The following is a 15,591-nucleotide window of genomic DNA, read 5'->3' on the forward strand; positions in this document are numbered from 1 at the left end:
AAAAGGGCCTCGCCGCGATCCAACGCGTCGAGCCCCTTCGTCATAATCAACCGATTCTTGCAGTCAACCCGAACAAGCGCAACCCTAGGCAAGCCCCAGCCAGATGGCCATCTTCGGCGCATACCCCAGCACGAAGATCACCACGATCAGCGCCGGAATGCCGTACTTCAACCACAGGCGCGTCCAGCGCGGGAACTTCACGCCCTCGCCCTGATCGGCCTCTGCCAGGAAGCTCTCCCATCCCCAGCCGCGACGCGTGGTGCAGAACAGCACGAACGCCAGGCTGCCCAGCGGCAGCATGTTGTTCGACACGATGAAGTCCTCGATGGACTGGATGTCGCCGATGGCCGGGATGGTGACACCCGACAGCACGTTGAAGCCCAGCGCGCACGGAAGGGACAGCACCAGCACCAGCACGGCGTTGAAGATGACGGCGCGGCTGCGCATCATTCCCCACTTGTCCATGGACCAGCTGATCAGGTTCTCGAACACGGCGATGACGGTGGACAGCGACGCGAACGCCATGAACACGAAGAACAGGCAGCCCCACACGTTGCCCAGCGGCATCTGCCCGAACACCACCGGCAGCGTCACGAACACCAGCGACGGCCCCTGATCAGGGGAAACACCATAGGCGAAGCACGCCGGGAAGATGATGAGACCCGCCAGGATGGCCACCACGGTATTCAGCGCGGTGACGGACACGGCCTCGCCGGTAAGGCTGCGCTGCCGCCCGATGCGCGAGCCGAAGATCTCCATGGCCGCGATGCCGAGCGACAGGCTGAAGAACGCCTGGCCCATGGCCGCGTACACCGCATCGCCGAACGTCGACCACCCGTCGGCGAACAGGCGCCCGAAGTCGGGCACCAGGTAAAACGCGATGCCCTCCGCCGCACCGGGCAGCGTGACGGCGCGGATGCACAGCGCGATCATCACCACGAACAGCGTTGCCATCATGACCTTCGTGACGCGCTCGACGCCCTTTTGCAGGCCCAAGCTGCACACCAGAAAGCCGATCACCACGGCCACGACCATCCATCCGATCAACCACGCGGGATTCTCCAGCATACCGCTGAACGCCGCGCCCGCGAACGCCGCATCAGCGCCGTTGAACATGCCCGACGCCATCTGCGGCACGTACGAGATCATCCATCCGCACACGGTGGTGTAGAACATCATCAAGATCATGCAGCCGATATAGCCCCACCATGAGAACCAATGCCACTTCCCGTTCGGCTGCAGCTTGTCGAAGGCCTGCGCGGCCGAGCGCTGCGATGCGCGCCCCACGGCGAACTCCATGACCATGACGGGCATGCCCAAGACCACCAAAAACACCAGGTACAGCAGCACGAACGCCGCTCCACCGTACTCGCCGGTGATGTAGGGGAAGCGCCACACGTTGCCCAACCCGATCGCGCATCCGGCGCTGATCAGGATAAATCCCAGCCGCGACGCGAAATGCTCGCGCGAAGCCGGCGCCTCCGTACCCGACGCCGACGCAGGCGCCTGGGGTTTGTTTTCCGCCATATCCATTCCCTTTCCCAACGCAAAAGGACGGCCACCTTGGGCAACCGCCCCATAACAAGCTGAAACGACGCACCCGCGTGCGCAGGCGCAACGTCATATAGTACCACTATCGCCACGCCCCACCGCCAACCCTCTTCCGGACGATTTCGCAGAAGTGCGCCCCGTTTTCGTCTCAGCTCTGCGAGCAGCATCGGCGCATGAACGCACCTCCGTCCCCTGTTCACCATGGGCGGTTTGCCCAACCCGATTGCTGCGTAAAAGCCCGAAAACCGCCCAGAACTTTGCGCCGAGCAGGCAGGGGGACGGAAAAGGACAATCATACCTGAACAGGGGACGGAGGTGCGTTCACGCCGGCACCGAACAGGGGCTGAGCGCGTTCCCGCCGATGCCGCCTTCCAAACCGCCCAGAACTTTGCGCCGGCGAAAACGGAATCCGCTGGCATTCTGCGTCGCAAGCCGCGGGCCCGCCCGCGACTCCCTTATAATGTGCGCGTAAGGAAACATCCCAAGGAAAGACGCCCCCCGTGAGCACCACCGAACCCACCGATACCACCTTGCCCAATCACAACAATCAGAAGAAGATCGCGCTCATCAACGACTTCACCGGCTTCGGCCGATGCTCGGTGGCGGTGCAGCTTCCCGTCATCTCCCAGCTTGGCGTGCAATGCTGCGTGCTCCCCACCTCGGTGCTGTCCAACCACACGGGCTTCCCCAGCTACAGCTTCCAGGATTTCACGCCCTACATGCGCGAGCACATCCGCGAGTGGCGCAAGCTCGGCCTGAAGTTCCGCGGCATCTGCACGGGCTTCCTGGGCTCGGCGGAGCAGATCGCGGTGGTCAGCGAGTTCATCGACGAGTTCGGCGGCCCCGACTGCATCGTGATGGTCGACCCCGTCATGGGCGACGAGGGCCACCCTTATGGCACCTACACACCGGAGATGTGCGAGCGCATGGCCGAACTCACGGCGAAGGCCGACATCATCACCCCGAACCTCACCGAAGCGTGCATCCTGGCAGGCGTGCCCTTCAGCAAGGACATGACCTGCGAAGATGCTGCCAAGATCGCCCAGCAGCTATCGCAAACCGGCCCCGCGCGCGTGGTGGTCACGGGCGTGGAGTTCCAAGACCGCGTGGCGAACGTATGCTACGAGCGGGACCGCGCGCCCTTCACCATCCAAACCGCGCGCTTAGGCGGGCAGCGCTCCGGCACCGGCGACGTGTTCTCCGCCATCCTCATCGCCGACGCGGTCAACGGCGTGCCGCTGGAGAAATCGGTGGAGAAGGCTTCGCACTTCGTGTGCACCTGCGTCGAGTGCGCCATCGATATGGACCTGCCGCGCACCGACGGCCTGCCCATCGAGGAGGAGCTGCGCAACCTGCGCTAGCATCGCGCATCGCGCCCCGCTCGCAAACCCGCACCTTGCAGCAAGCGCACCATAAGGCGTACCCTAAACAGAAGCGGGAAGGCGAACCACGATCTTCGCCCCCACCCCTAGCGAAAGAAGCTCATCATGGCGAAAACGAAAGCCGAGACCATCGTCTATCCCGTGCACAACGGGCTCTACGTCAACCTGACGAACCGCTGCAGCTGCGCCTGCACCTTCTGCATCCGCCAAACCGCCGACGGCGTGGGCCAGGACGGCGAAGGCGGCGAGAACAACCTATGGCTCGACCATGAGCCCTCCTTCGAGGAGGTCATGGCAGCGTTCGACGAGCAGGATATGAGCCGCTACGAAGAGGTGGTCTTCTGCGGATACGGCGAGCCCACCTGCGCCTTCGACATGCTCAAGCGCGTGGCCGCCGAGGTAAAGCGCCGCTACAACCTGCCCGTGCGCGTGAACACCAACGGCCAGGGCAGCCTGATCTGCGGCCGCGATATCGCGCCGGAGTTCGAGGGCATCGTGGACACGGTCTCCATCAGCCTGAACACCCCCAACGCCGACGAGTACGCCGCCATCGTGCGCAGCCGCTTCGGCGACGCGGCGTTCCCGGGTATGCTCGACTTCGCCCGCGAAGTGCGCAAATACGTGCCCAACGTCGTGATGACCACCGTGGAAACAACCATCAGCCACGAGGACGAGGCCGCCTGCCAACGCATCTGCGACGAGCTGGGCGTGCGCTACCGCATCCGCGCCTGGGTGAACTCGTAGGACCCGGCACGCTCCAGGCAACAACCCAACCAACAGCAAGAAGGCCCGCGGCGCGAACCGCGGGCCTTCTTCGTTTCAGGCGATTTCGCGCCAGCCTATTTCGCCGTCTCCAGATACGGGGAATTGCGGCTCTGCTCGATCTCGTACATGGTCTGTACGTTCTTCAACTCGTAGTCGTTGAGCTGCGAGGAGGAGATGGCATCGAACTCCTCGGGCGTGTACGTTTGCGTGTACCAACGCTTCGTGGCGAAGTAATCGGTCAGGTCCTGGTTCTTGAAGCCACGGCCGTGGCGCGCGAATATCTCGTTGCGCGCAAGGTAGAGCTCCCACAGCGACATCTTCTCCAACTCGGAGCGCGAGTAGTACTTCGAAGCGCTGCCGGGCAGCACGTAATCCTGCGAGCTCACGCTGGTGTCATAGGAGGAGATGCTGGTCACGGGCACGTACGTATGCGAGATCTGCCCTGCGAACGGGCCCGAATCCGCGCAGCTCAGCAGCACGGTACGCGTGGCGGACGTGCTGCCGGGGCACGTGGAGGTGAACACCACGCGGCACATGGAGCGCTGATCGTCGTAGATGGACTGGTAGATCTGGCGAAGCGCCTGCGCCAAGTCGTCCGACGCCGCATCGTAGTACGTGCCGTTGCAGCTTGACGCCAACGACTGCAGCGAGCTGCGGTTCACATCGCCGCCCACGCCCACGATGTAGACGGGGATGCCCGTTTGCTGGGACAGCGTGATGACGTCGTTCAGGCTGTAGTGGCTGTTGTTCTCCTCGCCGTCGGTGAACGCGATGACCACGCGCGAGCCCGACTTCAGGTTCGTGCGCTGCAGCGCCCAGTACAGCGCATCGTAAAGCGCCGTCTCGCCGGTGGGCGAAACCGCGTCGATGGCGCTGTTGAGGAGCGCCGCGCTCGAAGTGAACGGCTGGCGATTGTACACATAATCGTTGAACGAGGTGATCTCAGCCACGTTGCCCTGGGTTTTCACCATCTCGTCGACGAACGAGCTTGCCGCCTTCTTGGCGCTGTCCATCTTGCTGCGCGACCTCATGGAACCGCTCTGATCGACCACCAGGTTGATGTTCATGGCGTCGCCCACGGCAAGCGGGACCACCTGCTCCACCGTTGCCGCATACTGCGAACCGGACGAATCGGTTTCAGTGACGGTGAACTGGGACGCGTCAAGGCTGCTCGGCGTGGAACCCGCCTGATCGGCAATCTTCGTATATAGGGTGACCTGCGGATACGCGGAATTGTCCACCTGCGACACGAACAGCGTCAGCGGGCTTTTCGGCTCCGAGGACGTGGTTGCAGGCTGGCTTGATGCCGCAGGCTGCTGCACCGTCGTCGTTGGCGTCTGAGCGGTGCCCGAATCGGCATCCGAGGCATCGTCGCCGCCAGGCCACAGGAAATACAGCGCCGCGGCTATGGCGACGATGGCCACGACCACCCAAATGGTCGGGATGTCGCCGATGGATTTCTTCGAAGAAGCTTTGCCGGTTGCAGCACCGCCCGAAGCGGACGCGTTGCCGCCGGACGCCGAGCTTAGAGCCTTGCCGCACGATGAGCAGAACGTGTCACCGTCTTCGACCGAGGCTCCGCAATGGGGGCAGAACATGTCAGATCCCTTTCCTTCCAGTTAAGCGCCGCTTGGCGTTGTCGCCGAAAGCTAGCGCGCCGTACCGTCGTGCGTGCGTGCTTCCTGATAGTTCCTCAAATAGCCGGCGAATTCCTCGGACGTATCCGAATTCCCTGTTCGCCAGGCCTTATGGTCGATGATAGCGCTTCCGAACCCGTAATAGGCGTCGATATAGGCGATCAGGTCATCGAGCGCCTGAAGCTGAGCCTGCGGATAATCGCCGGAACCGCCCACGTGCACCATCTCGATGCCCACCGAGTACGAGTTCATGCCGTAATCCGCCATGGCCGAGCCGATGGGAACGGTGCCCAGCTTGTCGTCGCGCGATTCGTCCTCCACGCCGAACTGCGCGTTATGCCCCGTATCACCGTATCCCGCGTGGTGCACGATGGCGTCGAGCGGCGCGCATTGCGCCACGGACCCATCCTTGTTCACGATGAAGTGAGCCGCCACCAGGTTGCCGTTGCCCGCCCAGTAGCTCACCACCGATGCGGCATCGTTGTCGCCCTCGGTGTCATGAAGCACGATGTACTTCTGACATTCGGCAGGCTTTTGCCCATGCGCGAACTGTTCTTGGGACAAATCGACGACGGAAAGCTTCGCACGCAGCTCATCGGCGCTTTGCGTTTGCTTCTGCTGCGCAGCGTCCCCTTCGGAAGGCTGCGCCGGCCCCTGATCGGCAGAACCGTCGCGCGGCACATCGGCCACGTTCTCGAACTGCTCCTGCTCCTGTGCACCAGGCGCCTGCGCGTTATCGCCGCCCGATGCGCAACCGCATACAGCGACGGCAACCAGCGCGCACGCCAGCGCCGCAACGTATATCTTGCACGCGGTGACGCTTCTCCTTGCCATAGGCCCCTCCTTGCCGTGCCGCAACTTCTCATTCGCAACCAAGATACGCTCGCCGCAATGCCCCGACAAGGCCCCTATCTGGCCGAATGAGCACAGGGGCGGCAAATGCCGCGAAAGCCGAAGGCGCAACCTGGCCGGCCGATGGGAACGCAGGGCCACAGCGCGACCACAGGGCTGCGGTACAATACGGCAAGCAACGCGGCGCGACACGTGCGGCGCCGCATCCGCCCCAAATGCAAAGGAGCCTCCCATGATCGTCACCTCCGCAGATGTGGTACCCGGCCAAAACGTCCAAGTCCTCGGATTGGTACGCGGCAACATCGTCACCTCACGCCATATCGGCCGCGACATGATGGCAGGCATGAAGGAGCTGGTGGGCGGCGAGATCAAGTCGTACACCGAGATGACCGACCAAGCCCGCACCGTGGCGGAAAACCGCATGATCGCCGAAGCCGAGCGCATCGGCGCCGACGCCATCGTGGCCATGCGCTTCTCCAGCGGCTCCATCAACCCCGGCACCATCGAGATGCTGGCATACGGCACCGCCGTGAAGTTCGTGTAGCCGCTGTCCGCAGCGCCATATCGGGGTCCGTTCACGGCACTCCGCCAACCCCGCTTCATCCCGACTGCCCGCCCAACCGGCGGGCAGTCGGCATCTGGAAGGAATATCACCATGTCAACGCCCGAATTTATCACCAACCTGCGCGCGAAGATCGGCAACGACCCGCTATGGCTCACCGGCATCACCGCCTACGTGGAGGACGCTCAAGGCCGCATCCTGCTGGGCAAGCGCGCCGACACCGGGCAGTGGGCGCTCGTCTACGGCATCGTGGAACCCGCTGAGGAACCGGCAGACACCTGCGTGCGGGAAGCCCTCGAGGAAACAGGCGTCGACATCGAGCCCGTATGCCTGGTCAGCGTGAAGTCGTCCCCGTATATGGTCACCTACGCCAACGGCGACCAATGCCAATACATGGACCTGCTGTTCTTCTGCCGACCGCGCATAGACGGCAACGCGCAGCCCCGCGTCGCCGATGACGAGAGCCTGGAAGTGGGCTGGTTTGCCCCGGACGCCCTTCCCCAACCGTTGGCGACATCCACCCAATCGCGTTTTGAGCTGGTGCAACGCTTCAAGCAAAACGCCGCCCAAGGCAACCCCGCCTGCCTGTTCACCAGCAACCTCGTCTAGCCGGGCGCGCCGCCCAGAGCTTCGCCCCGTCCATTTCGCTTTCTGCAGAATTCCTCGAAATCGAGCGGTTGACCCCATGCCGGATGCGTTCGGCTTTACCATCTCTTTACCTTCTCTTTATATTCGAAGGCCAGATGGGAGTTTTCATGCACAACCGCACTACCGCGCACGCCTCCGCGATCGCCGCCGGCGTACTCCTTGCGCTGTTCGCCGCGCTCACGGTTTCGCTCGTGTTCGTAGACCGCCAGCCTATCGCAGGCGATGGCAGCTTGGTGGGCCTTGCCACCTTCAACCTTGATGCCCGCGCCATTCTCGGGCAAAACGACCTCATGGAGAAGCTGTCCAACGCGCTGCTCATCGTGCCGGCCGTCGGCGCGCTCATGATCGCCATAGTCGGCTGCAAGCAGCTGATCCGTTCCCGCAGCCGAAGCGGAGTCGACCGCGACCTTTGGCTGCTGTTGGGGATCTACGGCGCCATGCTGGTGCTGTACGTCCTGTTCAACTGCATCTCGCCCAACAACCGCCCCATCCTGGAGGACGGCACTTGCGAGCCGTCGTTCCCCTCGTCGCACACGTTGCTGGCCGTCACCATGTGCGGCACGGCCATGATCCAGGCCGTGCAACGCATCCGCCAAGAGGGTTTGCGCACCGCGGCCCTTGTCATCTGCGCCGTTGGCATGGTGGGCATCGTCGCCGCGCGCGCCATGGCGGGCGTTCACTGGACCACCGACATCCTTGGCGGCATCCTGCTCGGCGCAGCCCTGGTGGCCATATACCACGCGATAGCGTTCGCCGACTACGGCAAGGCCTCACGCGGAAAGCACGCACGACGCTAACCGCAAACCAGAACAAACCCATGCACATAGCGAAGGGGCTTGGTTGCCGACGATGGCGACCAAGCCCCTTTTGCATACCAACGATCGATGAATCCCCGGCTCCAGCATGCACGGGCGTCGAGAACCTACTCCCAACCCTTCCACACGTCAGGCTGATAGCCGACCGTGGCCTTCTTGCCGTTGCGGACCACCGGCTCGCACAGCACCTGCTGGTTGTCGAGCACCTTCTCGAACTTCTGATCCGCCGCCAGGTATTGCAGCAGCGCCACCGTATCGGCATCCTTGGCATCGGGGTTGATCAGCTTGTCAAGCCCGCCGACGGCGTTGGCCACCGACTGCAGCTCGCCTTTGCTCATGCCCTTTTCCTTCAGGTCGATGAACTGGAAGCTGATGCGGCGCTCCTTGAAATAGCGCTGGGCCTTCTTCGTATCGAAGCTTTTCTTCGTGCCGAAAATCTGGATGTTCACGCAAACGTCCCTTCAAATCCTACAGCTGACCGTGCCCATGATACGCCCGCGCAAGGGCGCGGCCCATCTCGTCGGCATCGGCCGCATCAAAACGATACGACACCGTCTGCGGCTGCCCTGGCGCAACGGAGCGGTCCTGCTCGACGCGCACGAACACGCACTCCACCTGCGCATATCCTTCCAACAGCACCGCATACGCATAGCATGTGGCCTGTAGCAGATGCTTCTCGTGCAGCTGCTCGGCGGTTTCGGCAGGCGAACCGCCGGTCTTGTAGTCCACCACCAACGCGCTGCCTGCCGGCTGCTCGCGCGTGCCGGCAGGGGCAACGCACCCCAAAAGGTCGATCTCGCCCTCAAGGTAGGCCGCATCGCAAGGGCCGCCCACACGGACAAGGAACGGCGCCTCGGGGATCACGCTTTCGCATGCGCCCATGCGCGACGCTATGTCGCTGGCGAACCACCGCTCAAGCGCAGCATCCAAACGATCACGCTGCTCGGCGGAAAGCCCGCACGAACGCTCCAGCGCCCGCTGACGCGCAGCATCCGGGCGCTCAAGGGCACAACCCGGTTGCCAAGCCAAGGCCGCCAGCTGCGCCAAGCGATGAAACGCCGTTCCCAAGCTCGTGGCAGCATCGGCGTCGCGCGCACCCAAGGAAGCGCTGGCGGCATCATCGACCGCATCCTCCACGGAGAAGTCGGCCAACCCGTCGCCATCCTCGGCGATGGAGGAATAGCTGAACATCCCCGCCCGCGCACCCTCATAGGGCTTGCCCCGCTCGGGCTCGTACGGCCTCACCACGGGAAGGGCGATCATGCCCGGCTTGCCGCCGGCAGGGCAACCGCCAACCGCAGCCTCGTCGACGTCCGGTCCGCCATCAACCTGCAAAACCTCGCCACCCGCAGCGCCGGACGCCCCCAGCAACTCCTCGACATCAGCCGGCGTCAGGTGCACGCATTCCACGCGCGCCGGGCGCTGCCCGCCGAAGTCGAACATGCTCACGCCCGGCTCGAACACACAGCACTCGCCCGCCAGCGCCGATTGCACGTCGCCCCAGCAGCTCTTCGACAAGCCGGTGACGTCGACCTTCGACGACTTGCCGCGCATAGACACCACAAGCGCCTCCTTCGCGCGCGTAAGCGCAACGTAGAGCAAGCGCCGCGACTCCGCAGCCTCGCCGCGCTCCTCATGCAGCTTGATGGCGGCGCGCCTATCGGCCGGAAGCTGGCTGCGCGAGATCATAGCGGCGAGCTCTTCATCGTCGAACTCGCAAAAAGGCTGATACGACCCGCTCTTCGCAACCAGCGACGAAGTCTTCTCCTTCAAGCGCTCGAGCACATGGCCGCCGTCGAGCGACACGTAGGTGCACCCTTCGATCGAGCAGCACTCCAACGCCTGCGACCGCGCCGCATCGTCGCGCAGCTCGGCCACCGCCACGATGGGGAACTCAAGGCCCTTGCTGGCGTGGACGGTCATGATGCGCACGAAATCGCCGCCTTCGGCGGACAGCGCGCCCGGCGCCTCCTTGGCAAGCTCCACGCGCAGCGCCAGCTCCTCGGCCACGCCCGCAGGCCCCATGCCGCCTGCCGCCTCGATATCGCGCGCCATGCGGATGGCCTTGTACACGTTCCCCGCGCGCGCCAGCCCCTCGGGCCCGGCCGCCTCAAGGCGCGCAAGCCACCCGGAATCGGCCACGATGCCCTGCATGATGTCGGCGAGCGCCGCGTTTCCCACCTGCTCGGAGGCGCGGCGCATCAGGCTTGCGCACGCCGCAAGCGCCGGCGAGACCGCGCGCCCCGACGCCACCTTGCGCTCGATATGACGAAAGCCCTGGTCGAACGCCCGTCTGCGGGGAATACCTCGCTCCTCGTCCATGCCCGTGGACAGCTCCAGCAAATCATCAGCGGACAGGGCGAACAGCTCGCTCGAGAGCACCTCGAACAGCGCCGTGGTCCACTTCGGGTTCGCGATGGCCTGCGCCAAGCGAACCATGAGCGCCACCTCGGGGGCGCGGTTGAAGATGGAACCGCCGGCCACCACGCACGGCAGCCCCTCGGCCCGCAGCGCCTCGGCGTACACGTTCGCACGGCCCATGCCGCCGAGCAGCACCACCATGTCGCCCGGCCTGTGCCCGGCCGCCGCGAACTGGGAGAACGACTTCGCCACACGCCGCGCCGCCACGGCAACCGCATCCGCAGACGACACCCCGCGCGACGGGGCCACGGTCACCTGCACCTGCACGCGAGGGCCATCAGACAGAAACGGTCGCTTGACCTTGGATTCCGCGCGCCCGGGCGCTAACGACATGAACTCCGCGCCGAACACCTGCGGCTGCTCGAAGATGCGGTCGCACAACGCCAACACGTCCCCGTGGCTGCGGAAGTTGTCGGGCAGCTCGATGATGCCCTCGGGATTGCGAAGGCGCACATCCTCCAGATGGCGACGGTACACCGACACGTCCGCGCCGCGGAACCGGTAGATGCTCTGCTGCGCGTCGCCGACGGTGCACATGCGCGAAAAGCCTTCCCCGGCCATGCGCTTGATCATGTCCACCTGCAGCTGGTCGGTGTCCTGGAACTCGTCCACCATCACCAGCTTGAAGCGGTCGGCGTACGCCGCCTGGATGGCGGGATGGTCGCGAAACGCGCGGGACGCGAAGGCCAGCAAGTCGTTGTTGTCCAGCAACCCCGCCTCGCGCTTGCGGCGCGCGAACGCGTCCGCAACCGACTTCGCCACATCGATCAGCGTAACCAGATGCTCCTGCACCAGCCCGCAACGCGCCTGCGCGGCGATGGCGCAGTACTGTTCTGCCAGTTCAACGGCTTGTTCGCCATACGGCGTGTTCTTGCCGAAGTTGCGACCGGGAACGGGGAAACCGTTCATGGCCGAAAGCACGCGCCGATACGTCAGCCCGTCGGAGCCGCGCCCGATCAGCTCGCGCGCGCCCCCCAACGCATCCTGCGTTGCCACCAGGAACTTGTCACGCGTGGAGCCGGGCTTGACGCCGTCGGCCAGGGCATACGCGGTTTCGGCGACGTCCACCAGCTGCGCCAGCAGCTTGATCGGGCTCGGCGCCTCAGGGGGCGCCACCACCGACGCCATGCCGTCGGGATGCGCCGAGGCGGCCTCCACCAGCTGCCGCACCATCCCCTCGACCGACGCCGTGCGAGGGCCCGCCGGATGCACGTCGAACGACGCGAACAGCGCGTCAAGGCGCTCCGGGGAAACGCCTTCGGCGACCGTGACCAAGTCGTCCCTGCCGCCGAGCACCTCTTCAAGCGATGCGTCCAGAAGCGTCTTCACCGTGGCCTCGTCGGCAACCTTGAACGCGGGGTCAAGCCCCAGCTCAAGCGCATGCGCGCGAAGGATGCGCGAGCACATCCCATGGATGGTGGATATCCACGCCTCGTCGGTTTTCAACGCCTGCTCGGTCATACCGCCGGCGCGCAGCGCGCCCTTCACGCGCGATTTGATCTCACCCGCCGCCTTCGACGTGAAGGTGATGGCCAAAACCTGATCGATGTCGGTCAAATACCCGCTCTCCAGCGCATGCACGATGCGGCGGGTGAGCGTGAACGTCTTGCCGCTGCCGGCGCCGGCGCTCACCGCCAACGACTTATCAAGCGTGTTGACGCACTTTTCCTGGCCGATGGTCAACGCCATGGCTATCCCCTCCTTTCCGAACACGATGAAACCGGGCACCATTTGCACGCCTCGGGCGTTTCGGGGCGCGGACGGATATCGCCTGCCAACATACGATCGAGCGCCGCGGCCACCGCCTCCTCCGTCTCGTCGAGCACGTCGGCAAACGGCCTGTCGGCGCACATGCAGTCCTTGTGGCGCATGTTCGGCAGATGAGCGTTCTCTATCACGCGCCCATCGTAAGCGCCCGAGATCATCTTGCGCCGCCCGTAGCACACGTACAACGCGCCCACCGGCTCCAAGCCCAGCGTACGGCGAACCACCTGCGCGTAGATGAGCGCCTGCACCTTGCCCAGGCGCCCCTCCTCGCGCACGCCGAGCGCGTACGACCCTGAAATCGAGCCCTTGTAGTCGATGATCGCGCATCGTCCTTCGCCGTCCACATCGATGCGGTCGGCCGTGCCCAGCAGCTTATGCCCCGCATAATCCACCGCACCGCCGCAAGCCACGTCGTATTCCAAATACTTCGGGGCGAAGGTGGGCAGAAGCTCAGCCTCGAAGTCCAAGTAGTCCACCAACTTGCGCTCGAGCTCGGCAAGCTCCCGATGCTCCACCTGCGACGTGGGGATCAAGCGGTTCTCCGACTGGCGAAGATGCGGCTGCAGCGCCTTATGACGCGCAAGCACGTCGGCCATGAGCTTTCGCGCCTGCGGAAGCAGCTGCGGCGTCACCTTCGCCTCGCCCAAATCCTCGGACATATGCTTATAGAAGCTGTGCAGCGCGTTGTGCGCGAAGTCGCCCATCTCAAGCGGCCCGAACCCCTCGTCCAGGTCATCCAAGCGCAAGCGCCTTTGCGCGAACCACTTGTACGGGCACTCCAGATAGCTTTCGATCTGCGAAGGCGACAGGCACGGCTCGTCGAGCACCTGCCCGCCCTGCAGCACACGCGGAAGCACCACGAGCGAGCGCACCTCAGACGACACCGCACCCGTCAGCGGCGGCTCGATGCGCGCCGCCTCAGGCGCCGGCACATCGGAGAGCGCATCGTTGGAGCACAAGGCATCTTCGCCGCGCAGCAACATCCCGTCCTGCAGACGTTCGGGAAGCGAATACGGGTTGTCGATATCCTCGGTGGCCGTGGGGTCGTCCCGATAACAGTCGACGAACTCCTCCAGCACCACGCAAGGGTACGTGGGGTCGGCGGACGAATCGTTGAGGCAGCGCTCGAGAATCAGCTGATCGGTTGCAGCGTGCTCGAACGCGAAGAACGCACGGCGCATGCGGGCAAGCGCCGAATCGGCGCGCTTCACGTCAAGATGCTCGAGCAGCACCCGGGAAGCATCCTCGGGATCGGCTGCCGGATAGGCGGTGCTTGTCAAATCGGCCGCCACGAGCACCCTACACGAGCCGCTGCCCAAAGACGCCGCCGTGTTCTGATCGGTCATCAGCACATCGGGCGCACCAAGGGCGGCGCCATCGCAACCGCGCGGCGCCACGACGCGCGAGACGTTGACTTTCAAACGTTGCACCTGGCCAAACGCCGCATCAGCCCCCAGCCCCGCCAGTTTGGCGGCACCGGCGGCGCGCTGCAGAGCGCGCAACGCGGCAAGCTGCTCGGCGCGCCACGCTTCCGAACGGTTCGTCATGCGCCGAACGGCAGCCTCAAGCTCCGCCGCAGCCTGGTCGTCCAACTGCAAGGCAAGCCGCTCCATCGCCGCGAACATCGGGTTGTCGCCGCGCAAGCGGGCACACAGGTCGGACCGCCGCGCCGTGCGATCGGCGCGCATATCGGCATCAAGCTTGAACGCCGCCTTCTTCGTCATCCCGGAAAACGGCGACAACGCCCAATCGGCCAGGTCAGCACGATCCCAACGCTCCACATCGGTCGCAGCGATGTCCCCATACCCTTCGATATGCGAGGCGCCGCCCGCCTGTCCATCATCAAGGAAACGGCGAAGCGAGCAGATGGCCCGACCGAACGCGGTATCCACGAAGCGACGCCGCCCGCGCAGGGCAACCACGTGGCCCTGGCAAACTAGCGCCGGCGCCACGCGCCCGAACAACGCCGCGGGGTCTTTCGCCGCAATCACCACAGCAGCGGCCTGCGTTCCGGTCGACTGCCCAACCCGGCAACCGTCGGCGCCACCGAAAGCGTCCTCACCGTCGGAAGCAACGTAATCGTCGGCAGCTGGGACTGCCGCCGCAATCGGCACCGCAGCCGAAGCCGGAGCCCCAACCGAAGCAGAGGCCCTCCCTCGATCCGCACCCGCACCAAGGGTGTCGCGCACGATATCGGCCAATAGCGCCGGCCACGCATATTGCCCCGAAGGGAACGCGAAGCGAACCCTCACGCCCTCGGGCGCGCGAACGGGGCCTTGGCTTCCCGAAGCGGCGCGAACCTCCACGTCCATCCATGGACAAGCGGAGAAAAAAGCCTCCTGACCAGGGGTAAGCGGAGCAGCATCTTCCAACAGCACGCGCAACGGGCGCTGCGGCAGAAGCTCGGGGAGCAGAGCCAGAGCCTGCCCCGGTTCGATCATCCCCAGTTGCGCCAACCGATCAAGGTATCCCCCGATCATCCGCAGCACCGGCACTTCCGCGCAGGTCACCCCCTCAAGCGCGCCAGCGCCCGCCGGCACGCCCCGCTGCGCATCCCGCACCGCCGCATCGAAGGCAGGCAGGCCGGCGCCGGCGGCAACGCAAGCTGCCGCGACGCGATCGAGCCCGAGCGCCCCCGTTTCGCCGGCACCAGCCGATGCGACCCCGTCATCGGCAATGCGGCCTTCCGCCGACTCGCATCGTCCGCTACCATCACGAACGTCGCCCGCCTCCGCCAACTCGCATCGTCCGCTAGCACCATCAAGCTGCGCGCGCTTACCGCTTTTCGGATCAACGCAGCCACCTTCAGCAGGCCCCTCGCAAGCCGCGCGCAGCAACGCCTCGCGCTCAAGACGCGAGATGAACGTCCTGCCGTCGCCGTAGAGCTCCCAAAGATCGCGAACCCAAGCGCCGAATGCGGCAACCGTCACGCCCATAAGCGAGCAGCCGCTATCTGCGGCCCGTTTCCTATACGCCACTGCCCGATCGGTATCCGGCAGCAGCACCACATCATATGCAATAGAAGTATCCATGCCCGACATTCTAGCGCACCCCCTGAGCGCCTCCGGTCCCATACATGGGACTTACCCGAAGTTTCGCCGCCCCATCGCCGCAACTCAACCCGCACCGCCCCCGCAATCAGGACCACCCGCATAGCGGGTGGTTTGCTCTTAGGGTATAACCCATGGAAG

At 64.8% G+C, this 15,591-nt stretch carries 11 protein-coding genes; 5 read left to right on the forward strand and 6 right to left on the reverse strand.

What is annotated here, in order from left to right:
- Positions 1-84: 84 nt before the first annotated feature.
- Entirely contained in the window at positions 85-1,527 is a 1,443-nt protein-coding gene (locus RDW26_RS08865) for a sodium-dependent transporter (protein WP_307983316.1), read from the reverse strand.
- 524 nt (positions 1,528-2,051) lie between these two features.
- Here RDW26_RS08865 and RDW26_RS08870 point away from each other — a divergent pair.
- On the forward strand, positions 2,052-2,912 hold the full coding sequence (locus RDW26_RS08870; RefSeq protein ID WP_307983317.1) for a pyridoxamine kinase: 861 nt from the start codon (positions 2,052-2,054) through the stop codon (positions 2,910-2,912).
- A gap of 126 nt (positions 2,913-3,038) precedes the next feature.
- On the forward strand, positions 3,039-3,677 hold the full coding sequence (locus RDW26_RS08875; protein ID WP_307983318.1) for a TatD family nuclease-associated radical SAM protein: 639 nt from the start codon (positions 3,039-3,041) through the stop codon (positions 3,675-3,677).
- 95 nt (positions 3,678-3,772) lie between these two features.
- On the opposite strand, the gene RDW26_RS08880 is transcribed toward RDW26_RS08875, so the two are convergent.
- A complete protein-coding gene (locus tag RDW26_RS08880; RefSeq protein WP_307983319.1) occupies positions 3,773-5,296 on the reverse strand; it encodes a YARHG domain-containing protein in 1,524 nt (507 codons plus the stop codon).
- Between the two features lie 51 nt (positions 5,297-5,347).
- Complete coding sequence (locus tag RDW26_RS08885) at positions 5,348-6,169, reverse strand: peptidoglycan recognition family protein (RefSeq protein ID WP_307983320.1); 822 nt, start codon at positions 6,167-6,169, stop codon at positions 5,348-5,350.
- Between the two features lie 250 nt (positions 6,170-6,419).
- Here RDW26_RS08885 and RDW26_RS08890 point away from each other — a divergent pair, with 250 nt between their 5' ends.
- From RDW26_RS08890 to RDW26_RS08900, 3 genes are all read left to right on the forward strand, one after another.
- Complete coding sequence (locus RDW26_RS08890) at positions 6,420-6,731, forward strand: heavy metal-binding domain-containing protein (protein WP_307983321.1); 312 nt, start codon at positions 6,420-6,422, stop codon at positions 6,729-6,731.
- Positions 6,732-6,842: 111 nt separating this feature from the next.
- Entirely contained in the window at positions 6,843-7,358 is a 516-nt protein-coding gene (locus tag RDW26_RS08895; RefSeq protein ID WP_307983322.1) for an NUDIX domain-containing protein, read from the forward strand.
- A 146-nt stretch (positions 7,359-7,504) separates the two neighbouring features.
- Positions 7,505-8,194 (forward strand): phosphatase PAP2 family protein, encoded by a 690-nt coding sequence (locus RDW26_RS08900; RefSeq protein ID WP_307983323.1) that lies wholly within the window; start codon positions 7,505-7,507, stop codon positions 8,192-8,194.
- Between the two features lie 125 nt (positions 8,195-8,319).
- Here the strand turns inward: RDW26_RS08900 and RDW26_RS08905 are convergent, their stop codons facing one another.
- From RDW26_RS08905 to RDW26_RS08915, 3 genes are read right to left on the reverse strand one after another with little or no spacing between them, the layout of a single operon-like run.
- Entirely contained in the window at positions 8,320-8,661 is a 342-nt protein-coding gene (locus tag RDW26_RS08905) for an arsenate reductase family protein (protein WP_042432952.1), read from the reverse strand.
- A gap of 19 nt (positions 8,662-8,680) precedes the next feature.
- Entirely contained in the window at positions 8,681-12,322 is a 3,642-nt protein-coding gene (locus tag RDW26_RS08910) for a UvrD-helicase domain-containing protein (RefSeq protein ID WP_307983324.1), read from the reverse strand.
- A gap of 2 nt (positions 12,323-12,324) precedes the next feature.
- Positions 12,325-15,432 (reverse strand): PD-(D/E)XK nuclease family protein, encoded by a 3,108-nt coding sequence (locus tag RDW26_RS08915; protein ID WP_307983325.1) that lies wholly within the window; start codon positions 15,430-15,432, stop codon positions 12,325-12,327.
- Positions 15,433-15,591 lie beyond the last annotated feature (159 nt).

The sequence above is a fragment of the uncultured Senegalimassilia sp. genome, from assembly GCF_902464545.1.
Classification (GTDB): domain Bacteria; phylum Actinomycetota; class Coriobacteriia; order Coriobacteriales; family Eggerthellaceae; genus Senegalimassilia.